We start from the raw sequence: 20,354 nt of genomic DNA on the forward strand, positions 1-20,354 counted from the left end.
GCCGACATGACCGATCAGGTACATGTTGCCCTCGTCGGGGGCGAAGGTGTTGCAGGCCAGCGGGCCGAGCGGCGAGAGGCCGGACTTGATCAGGACATAGGCCGTCTCGCGCTGGGTCAGATGCGAGCCGTCGTCGCGAATGTGCGGCGTCAGCACGCCGGCGGCGCGCGCCTTCTCGCGCATTTCCATCACGAGTTCATCGGTCGGCGCGCCGTGATGATCGCGCCGCGGGTCCTTCTCGTAAGGCACGACGACTTCGCGCACGAAAGCCTCGACGCGCGCGCCCATATCACGTGCGTAGTCGGATATCGCAGAGGGATTGGTCTGAAGAACGGTCACAGCGACTGCCCGTCGTCGATCGTGATGACGGAACCGGTTAGGGCTTCTGCGGCGTCCGAAAGCAGCAGGAGTACCGTACTGTCGAGCGAAGCGATGTCCTGCAGCCTGCGCCGGTTGAAGCCCGCGATCTGGGCCTTTCCACCCTCGGAGGCGAACCAGTCGGCAGCCATTTCAGTGAGGATGAAGCCGGGCTGGATCACATTGACGTTGATCCCCAGCCGCACCCATTCGCGGGCGAGGTTGCGGCCCATGCTGGCCACGGCAGCCTTGCTTGCGCAGTAGAAGGTCTCGCCGGGGATCGAGGCAATCGCGCCCATCGATCCGACCAGCAGGATACGGCCCTTGCCGCTGTCGCGACTGCCTGCCTCGATCATGCGGCGGGCGCCCTCGCGAGCCGTCAGCATGATGCCGAGAACGTTGGTTTCCATCAGGCCTCGCAGGCTATCGGAGGACACATCGATCGAGCGTCCGGGGGCGGAAACGCCCGCGTTTGCAATGACAGTATCGATGGTGCCGAACTCAGCTTCTGCGGCATCAAATGCACTCAGCACAGAAGCTTCGTCAGTGACGTCCATGGCCACGGCGAGAGCCTGCATCCCTTTCGCACGCAAATCGTCGGCGAGGGCGGCGATCCGCTCGAGGCGCCGGGCAGCGAGAACGACCCGCGCGCCCGCCGTCGAGACGATCCGCGCGAAATGGGCTCCCAACCCGGACGATGCGCCGGTGATGAGACATGTTCTGCCGGAGAGGGAAAGGGGATCGCTCGCCATGGTTTTTTCGTTTTCAAGCTCCGCGCAGGTCGGGATGCCGGATTATTCCGGCTTTTCCGGTACCTTGGCTAGTCCGGGGACACTGGTCGGGTCCATGCCCCAGCCGAAGAGGCGGAAATTCTGCGTATGACAGAGATGGTGCAGCGTGAAGGCCTGATCGATCGCGTTCATCTGGCCCTGGATGTCCAGCGTCTTGTTGACCGCCTCCTTGGCGATCTTGAGCGCGAAGCTGGGCTTGGAAGCAACCTTCTGCGCCATGGCCAACGTGAAGTCCTCAAGATCGCTGCGCGGCACGACGTGGTTGACCATGCCGAGGCGGTGCGCCTCGTTGGCATCCCACATGTCCGACGTGAACAGAAATTCCTTGGCCTTGCGCGGGCCCAGTTCCCAGGGGTGGCCCAGCCATTCGACCGCAGGCATGCCGAAGGTCATCACCGGATCGGAAAACTTCGCATCCTCGGCGGCAATGATGATGTCGCAGACCCAAGCGAAGATGAGCGCGCCCGCAATGCATTTGCCCTGTACCGCGCAGATCGTCGGCTTGGAGATGTTACGCCAGCGCTTTGCGCTTTCGAGATAGCCTTCCTTTTCCGAGGCGTACCAGCCGTGCGTGGCCGGTTCCTCGAACCCGCTCCACGTCGAGAGGCGCGGGCTGCGTTCCTGCATGTCCGCCTGATAGTTCTCGACCGTGTCGGCGATGTCGTGCCCGGCCGAGAAATTGCGACCGTCCGCCGCGAGAATGATGACCTTGACCGTATCGTCGGCCAGCGCCTTGTCGAACGCGGTGTTGACGTCGAAGATCATCTGCGGGTTGATGGCATTGTGCTTGTCGGCGCGGTCAAGGACAATGCGGGCAACTCCCGGCGCGGGGAGTTCGTAACGTGCAAGTGGTTCGGTCATAACAAATGCCTCATAGGTGTTGCATTTGGCGATGCCCCCATTCCACCCGAGGAGCAACCCCTTATGGCTTGAATGCCTCAGGCAACGCACCGCCGGTATCGCGCGCAGTGCGCGCCGCCTGGCTAGTTCAGCCGGGGGCGCTTGGCCGTCTTCCAGCCTTCGCGGTGTTCAGCCGCCTGTTCTGCGGCCTTTTCCCAGAAGGTTGCATTTTTGGCGAGGTTCACGAAGTTGAACTTCCCTTCGTGCCGGAATTCCAGCAGTTCGACACCGTCGGGCCCGGGCTTGTAGGCATAGGGCACGCCGGAAGGAATGAAGAAGCTGTCGCGCGGGCCGAGTTCCTCGGTGCCGAGGCGAATGGTTCCGGCGATGATATAGTAAAGGCAATCAACGTCGTGGCTATGCAGGGGGAGGGGGTAGCCCGCCTTGAACCAGACGTGTGTCAGGCTGAAACCCGGTAGGTCGACGAGGACTTTGACCTCATCGCCCTCAAGGAAACCGGCCGCCAGCAGCTTGTCCATGCCTTCGCGCTGGACCGGTGTGTAGCCTTCCACGGTCATGCATTCGGCTTCCATCAGGGAAGGTGCGTCTGCCGCACGGAAGATCTGGAATTTGGCGGTATCGGTCTCGTTGTCGCTCATGTTCCTCTACCCGTTTTCTGGCCCATCTTCTGGCTGCGTTTTCAGCCTTCTTCTTCGATGACCGTAATGATGCGTTCGGGGCATGCGCGTGCGCCCCTGCGCGCCAGCAGCTCGTCTTCCGGGGCCACAGCGAAGCCTTCGCTCGAGATATAGCCATCGTCATCCAGAACATAGAGCTTTTCAGCGACGGCATGGCAGCGGGCATTGCCGACGCACTGCGCTTTTTCGATCCTGATTTTCATGATGTTTCACCCATATGTGCAAGGGGCTGCTTATTGCGTCTTATGTGCTTCATATTGGGCTGATTGCCGGGGTTCGATCAACGCTGCTTTCTGCAAATCGTCCCCACGATTGTTGGCGGAACTCGGCTGAATCGCTGTCGTTTGTCTCGTGGTGGGCGTAAGAAATGCTCCGCATCTATTTTATTAACGGATCTGCGTTTTTTCTCAAGGGTGTGAACCGCCCGATTGCCTGAAAAAGGCGAGTCAAAGGAGAGTTTCAGATGAACGCGTTGAGCCCCACGGCTCCCAAACCGGCCCACGTCTCCGACGCGGTGGTGTATGACTTCGATATGTTCCTCGATCCGGGCCTACTGGCCGATCCGCATGAACGTGCGCGCGAATTGGTGAGCGAGGCGCCGCCAGTGTTCTGGACGCCGCGCAACGGCGGCCATTGGATGCTGACGGGGTTCAAGGAAAACTACGATGCCTCGCGCGATACCGAAACCTTCTCAAGCGTTCTGGTGCCACCGGAAATGATCGAGATGGCGCGGCCGATGCTTCCGCCGGATTTCGGGCACATTCCGCTGCCGACCCCGATCAATATGGATCCGCCCCAGCACACGATCTACCGCGCGCCTTTGCAGGGTGTCTTCTCGCCGCGCGCGATGATGGCGCGCCGGGAAGAGATCCGCGAGCTGGCGAATTCGTTGATCGACGACGTTGTGGAGCAGGGGCATTGCGATTTCATTGCCTCTGTCGCGGAGCCGCTGCCGGTCAAGGTGTTCCTCAAGATGCTCGGACTCCCGCTCGACCGTCTGTCGGAATTCCGTGTCCTCGTGCACGAATTCCTCGCGCCTTCCTCAAGTCAGATCGATCCGGTCCTGCGCATGCGCAAGGTCGCTGATGCCATGAAGGGAGATATCGAGGCGCGCCGCACGGATCCCAGGGACGATCTGCTCAGCCTGCTCTGGAAGACCGAAATCGACGGCAAGCCGATGACGTTCGAACTGATGGAGGACTTCGGCGTCCTGCTGTTCATTGCGGGGCTCGACACGGTCATCAATGGCATGGGCTACGGTATCCGCCACCTCGCCCGAAATCCCGATTTTCAGGCTCGGCTGCGGGACAATCCCAAGCTGATCGTGGAGGCGGCCGAGGAAATCCTGCGCCGCTATACCTTCACCGTACCGACCCGCCGCGTGACCAGGGACGTGGAATTCGCCGGGCAGCAGATGAAGGAAAACGACCGGATCATGCTGTTCCTGCCGGGCGCAGACCTCGATCCGCGCGAATTCGCCAATCCGGAAGTCTACGACATGGAACGTGAGAACAACGTCCATATCGCGTTCGGCGTCGGCCCGCACCGCTGCCTGGGGTCGCACCTCGCCCGCATCGAACTGCAGGTCATCTACGAACAGATGCTGGCGCGCCTTCCCGAATTCCGCCTCGATCCGGAACAGCCGGCCCGCTTCCGCGGCGGCAACATCCTCGCGATGGAAGCCCTGCCTATCCGTTGGGACTGAGTGAGCACAAGAAACAGAAAATTATAACCTCAAGGAGGTGCCTATGAAAATGGAAGACATGGTGCTGATCAGCGTCGATGATCACATCACCGAGCCCGCAGACATCTATGACCGCCAGCTCTCGGGTAAGGCGCTGGCAACGGCGCCCAAGCTGCGCGCCAAGCAGGACGGAACGAACTACTGGGAATACCAGGGGCTCAAGATTCCCTCCGTCGCGCTCAATGCCGTAGTTGGCCGCCCGCGCGAGGAATACGGCATGGAGCCGACCTCGCTCGATCAGCTTCGCAAGGGATGCTGGGACGCACAGGCCCGCGTCGATGACATGGATGTGAACGGCATTGCCGCCTCGCTCAATTTTCCGAGCTTCGCCGGCATCGACGGCAGCTTGTTCACCAGCGTGCCCGACAAGGACATGTCGCTGACCCATCTGCGGGCTTACAACGATTGGCATATCGACGAGTGGTGCGGTGCCGCGCCGGATCGCTTCATTCCCTGCGGTATCCTGCCGCTTTGGGATGCCGATCTGATGGCCGCTGAAGTCCGACGCCTGGCTGACAAGGGCTGCCATGCAGTCAGCTTCAACGACAATCCCACCAAGCGCGGCCTGCCCAGCATTCACAGCGACTTCTGGGAACCGTTCTGGAAGGCCGTGACGGATTGCGGGACGACGATTTGCCTGCACATCGGCGTCGGCAACACTTCGCCGCACCCTTCAATGGAATCGCCGATCGAAGTGAATATCGCGACGATGCCGATGGCCGTGGCGTTCGGGGCGGCAGACTGGCTCAATCTGTCTGCGTTCAACCGCTACCCGGACATGCGTATCGCCCTGTCGGAAAGCGGCATTGGCTGGATTCCGTACCTGCTCGAACGTGCGGATTACAGCAATGAACAGCACCGCGCCTGGACCCATTCGGACACTTATTTCAGGGGCCGCAAGCCCAGCGAGGTGTTCAAGCAGCACTTTACCAGTTGCTTCATCGACGATGCCTATGGTCTGCGTAACCTCGACCTGATCGGCGAGGATGCGGTTTGCTACGAGGTCGATTATCCCCACTCGGACACGCCTTGGCCGAATGCGCCGGAAGTGCTGTGGGAGTCGATTCAGGCGCTGACGGACGAGCAGATCGACAAGATCACGCACCTCAATGCCATGCGGGACTACAAGTTCGAGCTGTTCTCATACGGTCCGCGCGAGAAGTACACGGTAGGCGCGTTGCGTGAGCAGGCCCGGGCCAAGGGCGTAGATACCTCGGTCAAGTCGGTCGGCGGCGGGGCGGCACCGCTGGCCGCAGGCGAAACGCCGCGTCCGGTGACTTCGGGCGACATCGTTGCGATGTTCCAGAAGCATTCCGAGGCTGCCTGAACGGATAGTTGAGGGACAGGCGCGCGGGTGCCGTCCCTCGATGATAGAAGACCCTCGTCTCCGGCAGGAGACGAGGGTCTTCTTCTTCAGGCCTACCGCGGGCGGCGGGGGAGCGTTCGCCGCTCGCTGAAGCTTGTTCAGAAACCGATATCGAGTACCGGCGCGTTATAACCGCTGTTCACCACGTTCTGCGCCTTGGTCAGCGTTTCGGTGTTTAGGCCGGCGATGTAGCCGTCGATCAGGCGCTGGTAGTTGCTAATCATGCCTTCCTGTTCGCGTGACAGGCGCATGTAATCGAACCCGCCGGCATGAAGCCCCTCCTGCTGCCGGGGGAGGTTGGAATAGTCCTGCATCGGGATCTCGGGGAATTCCTTGGAATCGTAGTCCAACATCGTCGGCGCCTTGGGGGTGTCGTATTCCTCGCCTTCGGGGCGCAGGACCAGCGACCAGATTTCGAATTTGCAGGACTCCGGCGAAATCGGACGGATGCGGTACGACGACATGGCCGCGAACGAAGGCAGCAGGAAGAAGTGCGGGAACATGAATTCCACGTCGTGGAAGGGATGCGACTTGTTCACCGAGGGGATGTCGAACATCGGTGCGCCGCGGGCGAGGCCGTCCCTGGTGATTTCTTCCTGGGCCTTGGCGATGAAGGCGCCGAGCGCGGCCATTGGATCTTCGGGAACATCCATGTCGCGCAGCTTGTCCATGACCGCGACTTCCGTCTCGTGGACCATGCCGGCCATGCCCGAGGAGAGGCGGGCATAAAAGTCGGCCATCGTCGCGACCATCTGCTTGCTGTCGAGATTACGTTTCGGCATCGAGCCGACGTCCTGGCCATAGGCGCTCATCGGCGCCAGGTCGTGGAGCTGGGGGTGGGTGCGCATCACGTGGTAGCCTTCCATGAAGGCCTCCATCGCGAGCTTCCAGTTCACCGGAAGTATGGTGCCGTACCACCACTCCATCTTCAGCTTGTCGACGTTGCGCGCGTTCAGCGTTTCGGCCACCGGCCCCAACGATTCCAGCAGGGAGGATGCATCGTCGTCGAAATTGATGAACGCGCATCCGGCCCAGGTTTCCACCCGGCAGGGAGCCAGGCCGATCTCGTCCTGATCGAGCAGGTCGGGATTGAAGATTTCCTTGCCGAAAACGAATGTGCATTCGCCATGTTCGTCCCAGCGCCAGCCGTGGAAGGGGCAGATGAAGCCCTTCTTTCCGCAGTTGCCGGGGCTTTCGACCAGCTTTACGCCGCGGTGGCGGCAGGCATTGTGAAACGCCTTCACCCCGGCCTTGGTGTTCACGATGATCACCGACTTGTCGAGGATCGTGTATTCAACATAGTCACCGGTGTTGGGGATTTCCTCAAGCCGGCACGCCATTTGCCAGACGTGCGGCCAAAGATGTTCCTTTTCCAGTTCAAAGAAGTGCGGGTCGTAATAACGCTGGGCGGGGATCAGCTCGGGGTTTTCGATCCGGTGCGGAACCGATGCCAGTGCCGGGGCGGTATCTTGTGTCATCAAAGGTCTCCCTTGCCGCGAACGCGTATGCAGCCATCATTCGCGCGCGGCCAGGTGGCTTGTCTATCAAAATGCAACGAGTGATGTGAATTACTTTTTTTGGGTCGGGCGGTATCGTCCCGCCGATCCTCTCGTTGCCGATCCTCTCGTTGAAGGGGAAGGGGGGCTGGTGTTTGCAGTTGCGGCGCGGCTTAGCTCCAAGCCTCGAAGAACCCTGCAACCTCATCGGCGAACAACGCTGGCTGTTCCCACGCAGCGAAATGACCGCCGCGGGGCATTTCGCGCCAGTGAACGATGTTGAAGCGGTCTTCGACTGCCGATCGCGGCGGCGGGGCGGTTTCGCGCGGGAACACTGCAAGCCCGAACGGCGCCTCTACCCGGCCCGCGAACGCGCTGGGCCGGGCATTCGTCATGCTGGCATAGAGCCACATGGCAGCCTGCACGTTGTCGTTCACCAGATACGTCATCACGCTGGTGACAAGCTGATCCTTGGTGAATGCCCGCTCGACTTCTCCGTCACAATCGGACCAGGCCCGGTACTTTTCGAGAACCCACGATGCGAACCCCACAGGCGTGTCCGACAGTGCCAGGCCCAGCGTCTGCGGGCGCCAGGTCATCTGCTGCGAATAGCTGCCTACTTCGCGGAACCGGCGGCGGGAGGCCTTGAGCCATGCTTCTTCTTCTTTCGATGGCGTGCCGCGCGGGGTGTGGGCAAGGTAATTGAGGTGAAATGCGCCGACGACATCACCGTGATCGCGCGCGAGCGCCGTCGTTACCGAGGCACCCCAGTCGCCGCCCTGGGCGCCGAAGCGTCGGTAGCCAAGCACGTCGGTCATCAGTGTGCGCCACATTCGTGCAATGTCGGCGGCCGACACGGGTCGTGCAGGGCGCCCGGAGAAGCCGTAGCCGGGCAGCGAAGGGGCGATCACGTCGTAACCGCGTGCGACCAGCAAGGGGATGACCTCGAGGAATTCCAGAACCGAACCGGGCCAGCCATGGCTCAGGATGATGGGATAACCACCGCTTTTCGCTGCTTTCACATGGTAGAAGCGGATCGGGATGCCTTCGATCATCGCCGTGAATTGAGGCAGGGCATTGAAGCGCTCCTGCGCTGCAGACCATTCGTATTCGTCGCGCCAGTAGTCTCGGAATTCCGCAAGGTAGGCGGCGTCGGTGCCGTATTTCCAGTCGTGGTCATCATCGGGGGCATAGCCAATGACGGCATCGGCCACCCGGCGCTTGATCCAGTCCAGCCGCTCCTGTGGCGGGGCGAGCGTAAATCTCTCCAGCATCAGCCGCTGGCTGCGATCAGGTGCCCTGCCGCCTGGATCATTCCGGCTTTGGATAGAGCATCGCTCATGGGCATGGAATCGGACCCGGAAGCTGCCTTGATCGAATTGATGATGGCCTCGGGATCGTCTCCCTCCAGTTCATAGATGGTCATCAACGTCCATTGCGGGGCATCCAGATCGTAGACGCGCTGGAAGTCCAGCCGGAACAATCGCCCGCTCACCACGCCCGGCATTTGCAGGACATCGCCAAGGTGCTGGTTGCTGTACCAGTCGATGAATTCTTCCTCTTGCCCTAGCGTGGCGCGGGAGAGGATCGTGTAGGTGAAACGTGCCAAGAGGTAAGTCGCCTTTCTGATGCGCTGGCTCAGGCAATGACGCCGGACGCTTTCAGTTCCTCGATGCGGTCCCATTCGAGCCCCAGTTCCATCAGGAACATTTCAGTGTGTTCCGAGGCCTGCGGGGCGCGGTTGTTCTCTACCGGTTGGTGGTTGAACTGCACAGGGTTTCGTACCAGCCGCAAGGGATCGCCGCCGTCGAGCGCTTCGACTTCGAAAAACATGTCGTTGGCGAGCGCCTGGGTGTCGCTAGCGAGATCGAGCAGGCTTTGCACCGGTGCCCACTGGCCGGTGTAGGTCTTGAGGTGTTCGCGCCAGTAGTCGAATGGCCTGGCACCAATGGCATCGGCGATCCGCGCGCTGACATCCTGCCAGTTCTGCATGATCGCCTCGGCCGTGTTGTAGCGGGCGTCGTCCATCATCTCGCCCATGCCGAGGTGCTCGTAGAGGCTCTTCGCATAGGGGCCGGGGGTGAGCGTGCACAGGTTGATCACGCCCTTGTCCGAGGTGGTGTAATTGCCGAGGAAGGGGTTGCCCGGCATCGATCCGGACATCGGCATGTGCGCACGTGGCGTGATGCCGGATTCCAGCGCCATGTCGATCTGAGACCCGCAGGCCCACCAGCTGGTGGACAGCAGCGAAACGTCGATTTCCAGGGCTTCGCCGGTCCGTTCACGGTGAAGCAGGGCGGCCGCGATACCGCCGGCGATGTTCATGCCGCCGATTGAATCCCCGAAGGCGGCGATCGGTTGCATGAAGGCACCGCCCAGCTCTTCCGGGGTGGTCGAATAGGCCAGCCCGCCACGGGTCCAGAAGGCGGTATTGTCGAACCCGCCCGCTTCGCGTTCGGGGCCCTTGTCGCCGAACGCGGAGCCGCGCGCATAGATGATGTTCGGATTGATCGCGCGGATATCGTCGACGTCGATCTTCAGCTTCTTGCGGGCTGCGGGCAGGTAGTTGGTCAGGAAGACGTCGGCGGTCTTTGCGATCTCGTAGATCAGCTTCTGGCCTTCCTCGGTCGAGACGTCGACGCCGACGCTGCGCTTGCCGCGGTTGGGGTGCTCGATCATGCCGTTGCGCAGGGGATCGATCTGCGCGCCGAAGGAATTGATGAAGCCGCGCTGGGTGTCGCCACGGACGGGGTGCTCGATCTTGATGACATCCGCTCCCCAGTCGGTCAGGACGCCCCCGGCTGCGGGCACGAACGTGAACTGCGCGACTTCGAGGACGCGAATGCCCTTCATTACCTGTGTCATGACGCCTGCTCTCCCCATAATGAAATGCACTGTTTGCACTCTTTTACTTGTGTATGGTCGCCGTGGCACGCCGCCGCTCGGCTCGCGCAGGCGTTATCGCGGCCACGATCTAGCTGCGCACAGCGATGATCGGCCGGAAAACTGGAGAAAATTTCTATGAGCACGTTCGGAAACGAAAGCGGGACGCACACCGCGCAGCGCTGGAAGAACCGGCCGGAGGGATCGAACTGGGGCGATTTCGGGCCGCACGATCAGATCGGCCGCCTCAATCTCATCACGCCGGAGCGGCGCCGCGCGGCGGCTGCCGAAGTGCGCGAGGGTATCGCCTTCTGCCTTTCCCTTCCGCTCGATTGCCCGCGCCAGCAGTTCAATCCACGGCGTTTTCCGCCGCAGATCGGTTATTCGATGCGCGGCGAGGACCCGGTGATGAACTATCCCTATGCCCGCGCCATTCCCGGGATGAAGGAGACGGTCTGCGATGACCGGGCGACGCTGTCGCTGCAATATTCCACGCAGTGGGATGCGCTGTGCCACATGGGCTGCCTTTACGATTCCGGCGGCGACGGAGAGGAAGTCACCTACTATAACGGCTATCGCGCAAACCGCGATGTGAAGGGGCCGTTCGACTACCTCCACGACCGTACTGAGCAGGCCGGGCCGCATGGCGCGATGGCGCTGGGGATCGAACGTCTTGCCGAAACCGGGCTGCAGGCGCGCGGCGTGATGATCGACCTTGCTGCGCATGTGGGTGAGGGGCGAGTGCCGGTAGGCTACGACATGCTCATGCGCATCCTCGAAGCCGATAGCGTGATGGTCGAGCCCGGCGATGTCCTGTGCCTCCGCACTGGCTTCGACCGCAAACTGCTGACCCAATACGCCGATCCCTCGATCGTGCTCGACCCGCACGATTGCGCTGGGCTCGATGGCTTCGACGAGCGCTTGCTGCAATGGATTGACGATTGCGGTGCGGCGGCGCTGGTCTCGGACAACGAAGCGGTCGAGGTGTCTCCCGACTTTCAGCAGGAGAACGCACACGGCATCCGGGTGCCTCTGCACAATCTCTGCCTGTTCAAGCTGGGCATTCCGCTTGGCGAATTCTTTTTGCTGAGCGATCTTGCCGACTGGCTGCGGGCCAACGGGCGGAGCCGGTTCTTGTTCACCGCGCCGCCCTTGCGGCTGCCCGGCGCGGTCGGCTCCCCGGTGACAGGGGTAGGCACCGTCTAGGCGGAATGGGAAAAGGGCCGCTTCACTCGTAGGAATGAAGCGGCCCTTTCAAGAGCTGTGCGATGTCGCCGGTCAGGCGGCTTCCACGTCAGCCTTTTCCTGCTCGAATTCGCCGGGATCAAATTCGGCAGTCAGCGCATGGTAGACGCTGAGGGCCCAGGGAGAATTGGTCACGACGCGGCCGGATTTGTTCTTGTACCAGCTTGTCACGCCGGGATGTTTCCAGACCATACCTTCGAACTCGGCATCGAGCTTGGCGTTATAGGCTTCGAAGGGCTCGTGCTTGACCGACAGCACATCGATGTTGTTTTCCACCATCTCGCGTAGGGCCTGCATGATGTAACGGATCTGGCATTCCGAATGGAACAGGGCCGAGCCGCCGTGGCCGAGATTGGTGTTGGGCCCGTAGATCAGGAACAGGTTCGGGAAATCCGGCACGGTGATGCCCAGATGCGCGCGCGGATCGTCTTCGCCCCAGTGGTCGCGGATCGTGCCGTTCGTGCCGGTCACTTCGATCGGGTAAAGGGGGCATTGTGCCTTGAAGCCGGTGGCCAGCACGATCACGTCCGCCTGATGCTCCTCGCCGTTTTCATCGACGATGCCGTGTTCAGTGAACTTCTGGATCGGGCCCGAAACGAGTTCGACGTTGTCCCGCGTCAGCGACTTCAGGAAGCCGCCGTCCCGCAGCATGCGCTTGCCGTAAGGCGGGAACTTCGGCGTGACCTTGGCGATCAGTTCCTCGTCGCCATTGCACTGTTCTCGGATATTCGCTTCCAGCCATTCGCGAATGCGCTGGTTCTCGGCATTGAGCGATTTGGTTTCCGGCCAGTTCGGGTCCGTGCGCATCTGCGGCAGCAGACCGTCGGCGGTGGCCCACAGCAGGAGGAAGCGGTACCATTTGTTGTAGTAAGGGATGTTCGCTAGTGCCCACTTCCAGCTGTCCGAAACCTGCTTGAAAATGAGCGGGTTGGGCCGGGCCCAGTGCGGCGAGCGCTGGAAAACGACCAGCTTCTCCACCTCGGGGGCGATGGCCGGGGCGATCTGCTGGCCTGATGCGCCGGTTCCGATCAGGGCGACCGTCTTGCCCTTGATGTCCACGCTGTGGTCCCAGCGGGCCGAGTGGAACATCGGTCCCTTGAAGTCATCCATGCCGGGAATGTTCGGATAAGCAGGAACATTAAGGAGCCCGGCGGCGCTGATCACGGCATTGTAGCGTTCTTCGGAAACGTTGCCGTGCTTGTCGCGGATCTTCACGTCCCAGACGGCGTCCTTGCCATTCCAGGTGCACGATACGACCTCCTGCTCGAAACGCACATGATCCGAAATGCCCATCTCTGTGTAACAGGTGTTGATATAGTTCAGAATCTCGTGGCCGCGTGCGAAATAGTGGTCCCAGTTCGGGTCCATGCGGAACGAGTAGGAATAGAAGTGGTTCGGCGTGTCGACAGCGACGCCGGGATAGGTGTTCTCGTACCAGGTCCCGCCGACCTTGTCGTTTTTTTCGACGATGACGAAGTTGTACCCGGCCTCCTTGAGCTTGGCGCCCATGGCAATGCCCGAAAAGCCAGCGCCGATGACCAGCACCTTGAAGTTCGCAAGCCGCGCTGCGGGCGGGGGCTTGCGCCACTTTACGGTTTTCGCGTCCTTCCCGTCGAAGTTCAGCTCATCGTAGATCATCGGGTAGTAGGCTTCGGGCACGTGCGTGCCGACCGCGGTGTCAGCCATTTTCTGCAGCAGTTCGGTCGACGGAGCCGGCGGAAGCGGGCGGCCGCTTTTCGCGTAATCCCGGAATGCCTCAACTAGCTTCCGCCGCAATTCGGCCTTCATCTCCTCGGGCACTTCTTCCTCGAAGCCCCAGGCACCCTTGATGTAGGGGGCAAACCGGTCGAGAGTTGCGGTGTCTCCGGTGAGATGGCCATAGACCAGCAGAAGCGGCTGGACGTCCAGATCGATGAGATGGCGTTCCAGTTCGGCCTCGCGGCGGAGAAGATCCTGCAGCGCGCCCTCGCGATGCTCGGGAAGCGGGGTCGGCTTCGTTTGCTCATCCATGAATACTGTCATCCTCGCATGGCCGGCTTCGTCAGGCCGGCGTGTGATCCCGTTTTCGTGCTTGTCCGGAAGCGGTTCAGGAAACCGGTCCCATGGCCTGCCCGACGTCCCGGAATCGAAAGCCGGTCGGTGCGGAGTAGGTTGCACACCCATGCAGCAAAAACAATGCAACATGGTTGATGCATATCAATACAGGGCTGAGAGGGTTGCCGTCCAGCACGAACATACACGAGTGTAGGCTTGATCCGGAAAAATTTATTCAACATGTTGTTTGTAAACAGGTTTAAAATCCATGCCGGGTTGATGGGCTGGGGTGGTTGCAGCGGATTTCTGCTCTTTGAGGCTGCTGTTTTCGCCGGTATCGTGCGTACGATCCAGGATTTCCGTGAGGTCTTTGCATTCCCGTGAAAACAAGAATATTGCTACGCATGAAGTGTAATTTTCATAAGAACACGGGGAGTGATGATGGCGGCAACGATCGAGAATGGGAATCGGGGCGTTGCTGCATGGCGGGGGAACGTGAGAGACCCGCTCTGTGAACGCCTGATTGGTCCCGGCAAGGCCTATGAAATCGAGACGGTCGATGTCGGCGGGCGGGAATGCGAGGTGTTCAAGGGGGCGCCCCGCAATCTGGCGGGGCTGTACCGGCGCGGCATGGCGTTTCCTGACCGGCTCATGGTCGTGCAGGGGGATCTGAAGATCACCTATTCGGGAGGATTTGCGCGGGCGGCGGCGCTTGCCCGGGCTTTGCGTGACCGGTTCGGCGTGGCGCGGGGGGATAGCGTCGCCGTGGCCACCAGCAATCGCGCCGAATGGATCATCGCGACGCTGGCGATTACGGCCATAGGAGCCCGTGCAGCGCTGGTGAACAGCCGCGGCGTGGCCGAAGAGATGTTGCGCGCGATCGAGAATGTCGAAAGCAAGATTGTGATTCTCGATGCTGAACGCGACGAGGTAATCTCGGTGGAACGGCCTGATCCCCAATGGCCGCGCATCGTGATCGGCTCGCCGCAGAACCCGTTGCGACCTGGAAAGGACGCCGATTTTGCCGAACTCTCTGCCCCGCAGGCGGGCGTGACGTTCGAGCCGCTGGACATGGACCCGACGGAAGGCGCGATTATTCTCTTCACATCGGGCACGACCGGGTTCCCGAAAGGTGCGCTCCTCAGTCACGGCGCGCTGGCGCATTCGGTGTCCGTGGCAACGATGATGGGCGCGTTGCAAGACCTGCGCTACGAGGAGGAAAGCGGGGAGACGCTGCCTGCTGAAAGCCGCTCCATGGCTACGCCGGCCGTCATTCTGGGGCCGATGTTCCACCTCTCCGGCATCATGCCGATCCTGCGGGCGCTGAGCGTGGGTACCACCATCCACATTCTGGGCAAGTGGAACGTGGATGTAGCCTTCGACATGATCGAGAATGTCGGCATGACGCGGCTCTCTTTTGTGCCGGCCATGCTGTTCGACATGTTCCGTTCGGAACGGGCCACGCCCGAATTGCTGCGCAAGGTGCGCTACATGGTCAATGGTGCCGCGCCGCTCAATCTCCAACTCGTGGACGAAATTCGCAAGCGCATGCCCAATTGCCAGCTGTCGAACGGCTATGGCCAGACCGAGGGTACGGCGTGGACCTGCGGGATCAGCGGCAACATCTATCTCCAGCATCCGGCGGCCTGCGGTTTCGCCGCGCCTACCGTGAAAGTTCAGTTGCGGCGCGACGACGGCAGCGAGCCGGAGATTGGCGAACCCGGCGAGCTGTGGGTGTCCAGTGCCATGGTGATGAATGAATACGTCGGCGATCCGGAAGCCACGGCCGAGGCCTTGCAGGACGGCTGGCTCGCCTCTGGCGACATTGCCACGGTCAACGAACAGGGCATTTTTACCATCGTCGACCGCAAGAAGAACATGGTCATCTCGGGCGGTGAAAACATCTACTGCGCCGAGGTCGAGCGGGTGGTGGGAGCCATGCCCGGCGTGCGCGAATGCATCGCCTATGGGGAGCCGGACGAGCGCCTTGGCGAGAGGCTGACGGTCACCGTCGTTTTCGATGCGGGGCAGGATGCAGACGAGGATGCCGTCAAGGCCTATTGCCGGGAACACCTGGCCATATACAAGGTACCGCGCGAGGTGCGGGTGCGTGCAGATCTTCTTCCGCGCACGGCATCGGGAAAGATCGATCGCGGGACCTTTCTGCGCACAAAGGCCGCGGCATGACGGTCGCGTTCGGGCATATCCGCTTTGCGGTTGAAGAGGGCATCGCCACGATCACGCTTTGGCGCCCGGAGAAGCTGAATGCCGCCAGCGGGCAGATGATCGAGGAACTGCTGCAGGCGTTCGAACTTGCCGATGCCGACGATGCCGTTGGGGCCGTGATCGTGACCGGAGAAGGGCGGGCCTTCTGTTCGGGAGCAGACCTGACCCGGGGCGAGGCCACATTCGTCGCTGCTCGTACGCAAGGTCTCGATCCGGCGGGTGGCGAGGATGTCTATGGCCGGGAAGAAGCACGCGAACCGGGGGGCGAGATTGCCTTGCGGCTCTATCGCATGAAAAAGCCCGTGATCGCTGCAATCAATGGCGGCTGCGCAGGCATGGGTGCAAGCCTACCACTGCCGATGGACATCCGCCTGGCCAGTGAAGCGGCCAGGTTCGGCTTTGTCTATGCGCGGCGCGGCATGGTGCCTGAGGTGTGCTCGAGCTTCTTCCTTCCGCGCATTGTCGGTATCGCGAAGGCCCTGGAATGGTGCTACTCGGGTCGCCTCGTCGACGCGCAGGAGGCGTTGCGGGAACGGCTGGTTTCGGCAGTCTATCCTCCCGAAGACCTTATGCCGCAGGCTCGCCTTCTGGCCCGCCAGTTCATCGAGAACTCGGCACCGGTCTCGATTGCTCTGACCCGCCAAATGCTCTGGCGCGGACTCGAAGCGCCTCATCCGATGGAAGCGCACCGGATTGAGAGCCGCGCGACTTATTCGCGTGCGCGTGCCGCCGACGTGGTGGAAGGTGTGCGGGCCTACATGGAAAAGCGTTTGCCAGTCTTTCCCGAGAAAGTCTCGACGCAGATGCCTGATTTCTATCCCTGGTGGGACGAGCCCCGGTACAGTTGACCCACCTCCCCCACACAGTGGGGTGCGCTATAAAAATAATGCATTGAGCGAATTGCAATAATAGGCGAGGATGTCTCATGAAGGGGCGGTGCGCCTGCGGGATGAGACTGCCGGAAACCGGGGAAGAGAGGGTGCTATGAGCGATCTGGAATTCGATGAAACCTTCGATTTCGTCGTGGTCGGTAGTGGCGGCGGCTCGATGTGCGCGGCACTCTATGTGCGTACCTTGGGTAAGACTGTCACTGTCCTGGAGAAAATGCCGTTGATCGGCGGCACGACCTCACGGTCGGGCGGTGTCATGTGGATCCCCAACAATCGCTTCATGAAGCAGGAAGGTATCGAGGACAGTTTCGAGAAATCCATCGAATATATGGAAGCGACTGCGGGGCAATCGATTGATGCACCGGGGACGTCGCTTGAGAAGCGCCGGGCCTATGTGGCCGAAGGTACCAGGATGGTCGATTTTCTGGTCGATCAGGGGATAAAATTGCGCCGTGCGCCCTTGTGGCCGGACTACTATGACGACCGGCCAGGCGGATCTGTCCCCGGACGAACGGTCCTGGCTGACATTTTCGATACCAATGAACTGGGCGAATGGCGCGACAAGCTGGAGCCCAATTTCCTGTCGGTTCCGGCCTATCACTCGGAAGGGTTCGAACTGGCGCTGATGAAGTCCTCCTGGAAGGGTAAGCTGGCCATGCTAAAGGTCGCTCTGCGCATGGTCGGCGCCAAGCTGACCGGCAAGCGGCTGACGCAGGCAGGCGGTGCGCTGCAAGGGCGGATGCTGCAGGCCTGTCTCAAGGCCGGCGCCGATATTCGCACGGACAGCGGTGTGAAAGCCTTTGTCATGGACAATGGCGCGGTCAAAGGCGTCGAAATCCTAAAAGACGGCAGGACCTGGCGCATCGGTGCCCGCAACGGCGTGCTCGTGAACGCCGGCGGATTCAGCCACAATCAGGCCATGCGCGATAAATATCAGCCGGGGACTTCGGCGAAATGGACTGCCGCCACTCCCGGCAGCACTGGCGAAATGATCATCGAGATGATGAAGATCGGGGCCGCAATCGGGCAGATGGAGGAAATGGTCGGCAACCAGATGTCGATCCCGCCGGGATCGGAAAACACCGGTAACGGCGTGTCGCTCGGCAATGTCGGCGGTCAGATGAACATTACCAAACCCTATTCGATCGTGGTTGACCAGTCCGGTGTGCGCTACATGAACGAGGCGGGATCCTACATGGAATTCTGCCAGAACATGCTCCGGCGCGACAAGACGGTGCCTGCCGTGCCGAGCTGGTGGATCGTGGATCAGCAGTACATGGATACCTACATGTACACCGGCACCATGGCGGGAACGAAAAAGCCGCAGGAATGGTACGACTCCGGTTTCCTCAAGCGTGCGGACACGGTCGACGGGCTTGCCGGTCAGATCGGTGTCGCGCCGGAAACGCTGCGCGAAACCGTCGAGCGGTTCAACGAAGGGGCGCGCAAGGGCGTAGACACTGAGTTTGGCCGGGGCAATCGCGCTTATGACAACTGGCTTGGCGACTTCCATCGCGAAGGTTCGCATACGCTGGGCCCGATCGAGAAAGGGCCTTTCTACGCCGCCCCTGTCGTGCCAGGCGATGTCGGTACTTACGGCGGCGTCGTCACTGATGCGAACGCAAGGGTCCTTCGGGAGGATGGAACGCCGATCGAAGGGCTTTACGCGACGGGTATCAGCACGGCATCGGTCATGGGACGGATCTATCCGGGCGCCGGATCAAGCATCGGGCCTTCGTTCGTGTTCGGCTACATCGCCGCCCGGCATGCATTGCACGCGCACAACCGCGGCTGACGGCTCGGATAACAGCGATGCGGCAATCGCGGGATCCCGGTCCTTCCTGTGGGGAAATGGCATGAAAAGCTTGTTTTGCGTTGCATTTTAGATCAACGGTTTCTGTTCGATAGCCCTTTTATCCGTCATCCAGCGTATTTGAAGCGGGGGTAGAGTTGAGCGGACGTGTGACGAAATCGACCGGAAATCGGAGCAAGAGTTCCATGCCGGCCAAACCGGCTGGCCGGCGCAAACGGAATCGTGCGGGACGTCCGACCGCGGAGGAACTGGAACGGCGCAAGTCCCGCGTGATGGAAGTGGCTACCGAGATGTTCGTGCATCAAGGCTTCGCTGCGACGACGCTGCTCGACATTGCCAAGCAGGCAGGTGTCGCAACGCGCACGCTTTATCAGCATTTCGGGGACAAGGAAGCGCTCTTCCGCGAAGTCATTTTCGCCAGGGACGCTGCGGTCGTGGATGCCCCGGTCCTCCAAGCGGGTGAAGACCTGAAGTCCGCTCTGCGTCGTGTCGCCGCGTACAGTTACGAGGTGGCGCTTAGGCCGAAATCTATCGAACTGATGCGCCTGATGATCGCCGAAAGCGCGCGTTTTCCCGAAATGATGGGAAAGGTCGCGAACACGATCTTTTCGCGCTTCAAGGCCAATGTTGCCGCCGTATTCAGGCAACTTGCAGATGCTGGGCTGATCCCGCAGGACGATCATGATGAATCGGCTTCGCTGTTTGTTGATCTGCTGCTTGGGAACCAGACCGTCATGATCTACTTCGGCTGGGTTTCGGCAACCCCGAGCGATCAAGAAATTGACCTAAAGATCGACCTATTTGTTCGTGGCCGTTTTGGTTCGCAAGAGATGATCAAGAAGCCGGCAAAAAAGCGTTCCCAGGCGTAAGAAACTCCGACGGAAGCGGCGATTTGCGGCTTTCGTCCGTTGTTTCGCGTGCGCCTTCTGGGCGCGAGTTCAAGACACGTCATCCCTACTGCACTTCGAGCGGATCATCCCTGTTTACACAACCCGATTGCTATAATGAAATGCACGTGTTGCAATGTTTCGGAAATACCTCCAGCAACATGTAAAGGTCGAGGGCGGATAGGGAGATGGGGAAGCATGAAAGATCTGCGGCCCGAAGGCGCGCGAGTAACCATGGAGATGATCGGCTCGCGCAGCGAAGTGCGCCGTCTCGCATGGCATGAAAATGAAGCCATGCTCTATGCTATCGGTGTCGGGGCAGGGCTGGGCGATCCGGAAAGCGATCTTGCCTATACGACTGAAAACACGGCGGGAATCACCCTGCGGGCACTCCCCAGCTTCCTGACGATCCTGACGCAGGGAAACAGGCCGCCGGCAATGCGAAATCTCGATTACGGACGATTCTTGCACGCACAACAGACAATAGAGTTGCCGCGGCCCCTAGCTCCCAGCGGTGAAGGCTGGCTTCGCAATGAAATTGTCGAAGTTCTCGACAAGGGGGCAAATGCCATCATCACTACGCTGGCTACGCTCAGCGGCGACGAGCAGGGTGAAAACGTGATTGGCCAGAGCCGGATGAGCACATTCGTGCGCGGGGGCGGGGGCTTTGGAGGGCCTCGGGGCACTGCGCGCCCGCAGGCGAAGCCGGACAGGGAGCCGGACTGCCGCGTGGCTTATGGTACCCGACCGGAACAGGCGCTGATCTATCGCCTGTCGGGTGACGGCCATCGGCTGCACAGCGATCCAGCCTTCGCGCGCGAACGCGGATTCGAACGGCCGATCCTGCACGGTTTGAGCACTTATGGCTTCGCTTGCAGAGCCATCATCAGTGGCACCGCTGGCGGCGATGCCCACCGCTTGCGTGCCATGTCAGGCCGTTTCTGCAAGCCCGTCTATCCCGGTGATACGCTCGTTACCGAGATCTGGTTGCTGGCGGGCGGGCACCTTTACTTCCGCATGCTGGATGGCGGCGGAGATGCTGTCATTGACAGCGGTCAGGCGAAGCTATTCTGACCGGACGCCG

At 61.0% G+C, this 20,354-nt stretch carries 17 protein-coding genes and 1 pseudogene; 8 read left to right on the forward strand and 10 right to left on the reverse strand.

Features of this window, described 5'->3' with window-relative positions; translation table 11 throughout:
- The 5 genes and pseudogenes from LK12_RS15725 to LK12_RS15745 form a co-directional block, all read right to left on the reverse strand.
- Positions 1-288: pseudogene (locus LK12_RS15725) on the reverse strand (acyl-CoA dehydrogenase family protein); the annotation flags it as partial.
- A gap of 47 nt (positions 289-335) precedes the next feature.
- Entirely contained in the window at positions 336-1,109 is a 774-nt protein-coding gene (locus tag LK12_RS15730; protein ID WP_039286185.1) for an SDR family NAD(P)-dependent oxidoreductase, read from the reverse strand.
- Positions 1,110-1,151: 42 nt separating this feature from the next.
- Positions 1,152-2,009, reverse strand: a complete 858-nt coding sequence (locus LK12_RS15735) for an enoyl-CoA hydratase (RefSeq protein WP_039286187.1) — start codon at positions 2,007-2,009, stop codon at positions 1,152-1,154.
- Between the two features lie 122 nt (positions 2,010-2,131).
- On the reverse strand, positions 2,132-2,647 hold the full coding sequence (locus tag LK12_RS15740) for a cupin domain-containing protein (RefSeq protein ID WP_039286189.1): 516 nt from the start codon (positions 2,645-2,647) through the stop codon (positions 2,132-2,134).
- Positions 2,648-2,688: 41 nt separating this feature from the next.
- The gene (locus tag LK12_RS15745; RefSeq protein ID WP_039286191.1) at positions 2,689-2,889 is read right to left on the reverse strand and encodes a ferredoxin; all 201 of its coding nucleotides are present in this window, start codon (positions 2,887-2,889) and stop codon (positions 2,689-2,691) included.
- Between the two features lie 260 nt (positions 2,890-3,149).
- On the opposite strand from LK12_RS15745, the gene LK12_RS15750 reads away from it, so the two are divergent.
- Complete coding sequence (locus tag LK12_RS15750; RefSeq protein WP_039286194.1) at positions 3,150-4,391, forward strand: cytochrome P450; 1,242 nt, start codon at positions 3,150-3,152, stop codon at positions 4,389-4,391.
- 43 nt (positions 4,392-4,434) lie between these two features.
- Positions 4,435-5,757 carry an amidohydrolase family protein gene (locus LK12_RS15755; protein ID WP_039286196.1) on the forward strand — a complete coding sequence of 441 codons (1,323 nt, stop codon included), beginning with the start codon at positions 4,435-4,437 and terminating at the stop codon, positions 5,755-5,757.
- Positions 5,758-5,894: 137 nt separating this feature from the next.
- Here the strand turns inward: LK12_RS15755 and LK12_RS15760 are convergent, their stop codons facing one another.
- From LK12_RS15760 to LK12_RS15775, 4 genes are all read right to left on the reverse strand, one after another.
- On the reverse strand, positions 5,895-7,274 hold the full coding sequence (locus tag LK12_RS15760) for an aromatic ring-hydroxylating oxygenase subunit alpha (protein ID WP_052223461.1): 1,380 nt from the start codon (positions 7,272-7,274) through the stop codon (positions 5,895-5,897).
- A gap of 191 nt (positions 7,275-7,465) precedes the next feature.
- Complete coding sequence (locus LK12_RS15765; protein WP_052223462.1) at positions 7,466-8,566, reverse strand: epoxide hydrolase family protein; 1,101 nt, start codon at positions 8,564-8,566, stop codon at positions 7,466-7,468.
- Positions 8,566-8,901 carry a hypothetical protein gene (locus LK12_RS15770; protein ID WP_039286200.1) on the reverse strand — a complete coding sequence of 112 codons (336 nt, stop codon included), beginning with the start codon at positions 8,899-8,901 and terminating at the stop codon, positions 8,566-8,568. Before LK12_RS15770 ends, LK12_RS15765 begins: the two co-directional genes overlap by 1 nt.
- Positions 8,902-8,930: 29 nt before the next feature.
- Positions 8,931-10,157: a CaiB/BaiF CoA transferase family protein gene (locus LK12_RS15775; RefSeq protein ID WP_156135511.1), complete on the reverse strand. Its 1,227-nt coding sequence runs from the start codon at positions 10,155-10,157 to the stop codon at positions 8,931-8,933.
- A 156-nt stretch (positions 10,158-10,313) separates the two neighbouring features.
- Between LK12_RS15775 and LK12_RS15780 the strand changes: the two genes are divergently transcribed.
- Positions 10,314-11,381 (forward strand): cyclase family protein, encoded by a 1,068-nt coding sequence (locus tag LK12_RS15780; protein ID WP_052223463.1) that lies wholly within the window; start codon positions 10,314-10,316, stop codon positions 11,379-11,381.
- A 72-nt stretch (positions 11,382-11,453) separates the two neighbouring features.
- Here LK12_RS15780 and LK12_RS15785 read toward each other — a convergent pair whose 3' ends face one another.
- Positions 11,454-13,430: a flavin-containing monooxygenase gene (locus tag LK12_RS15785; protein WP_052223464.1), complete on the reverse strand. Its 1,977-nt coding sequence runs from the start codon at positions 13,428-13,430 to the stop codon at positions 11,454-11,456.
- A gap of 519 nt (positions 13,431-13,949) precedes the next feature.
- On the opposite strand from LK12_RS15785, the gene LK12_RS15790 reads away from it, so the two are divergent.
- From LK12_RS15790 to LK12_RS15810, 5 genes are all read left to right on the forward strand, one after another.
- Positions 13,950-15,641, forward strand: a complete 1,692-nt coding sequence (locus tag LK12_RS15790; RefSeq protein ID WP_197063545.1) for a class I adenylate-forming enzyme family protein — start codon at positions 13,950-13,952, stop codon at positions 15,639-15,641.
- Positions 15,638-16,528 (forward strand): crotonase/enoyl-CoA hydratase family protein, encoded by an 891-nt coding sequence (locus LK12_RS15795; RefSeq protein ID WP_039286206.1) that lies wholly within the window; start codon positions 15,638-15,640, stop codon positions 16,526-16,528. The genes LK12_RS15790 and LK12_RS15795 overlap by 4 nt, the downstream gene beginning before the upstream one ends.
- Before the next feature lie 136 nt (positions 16,529-16,664).
- Positions 16,665-18,365: an FAD-dependent oxidoreductase gene (locus tag LK12_RS15800; protein ID WP_039286208.1), complete on the forward strand. Its 1,701-nt coding sequence runs from the start codon at positions 16,665-16,667 to the stop codon at positions 18,363-18,365.
- Positions 18,366-18,568: 203 nt separating this feature from the next.
- A complete protein-coding gene (locus LK12_RS23850) occupies positions 18,569-19,252 on the forward strand; it encodes a TetR/AcrR family transcriptional regulator (RefSeq protein ID WP_052223465.1) in 684 nt (227 codons plus the stop codon).
- A 216-nt stretch (positions 19,253-19,468) separates the two neighbouring features.
- A complete protein-coding gene (locus LK12_RS15810) occupies positions 19,469-20,344 on the forward strand; it encodes a MaoC family dehydratase (RefSeq protein WP_052223466.1) in 876 nt (291 codons plus the stop codon).
- The last annotated feature ends 10 nt before the right edge of the window (positions 20,345-20,354 follow it).

It is taken from the genome of Novosphingobium malaysiense, from assembly GCF_000802225.1.
In the GTDB taxonomy this organism is placed as follows: domain Bacteria; phylum Pseudomonadota; class Alphaproteobacteria; order Sphingomonadales; family Sphingomonadaceae; genus Novosphingobium; species Novosphingobium malaysiense.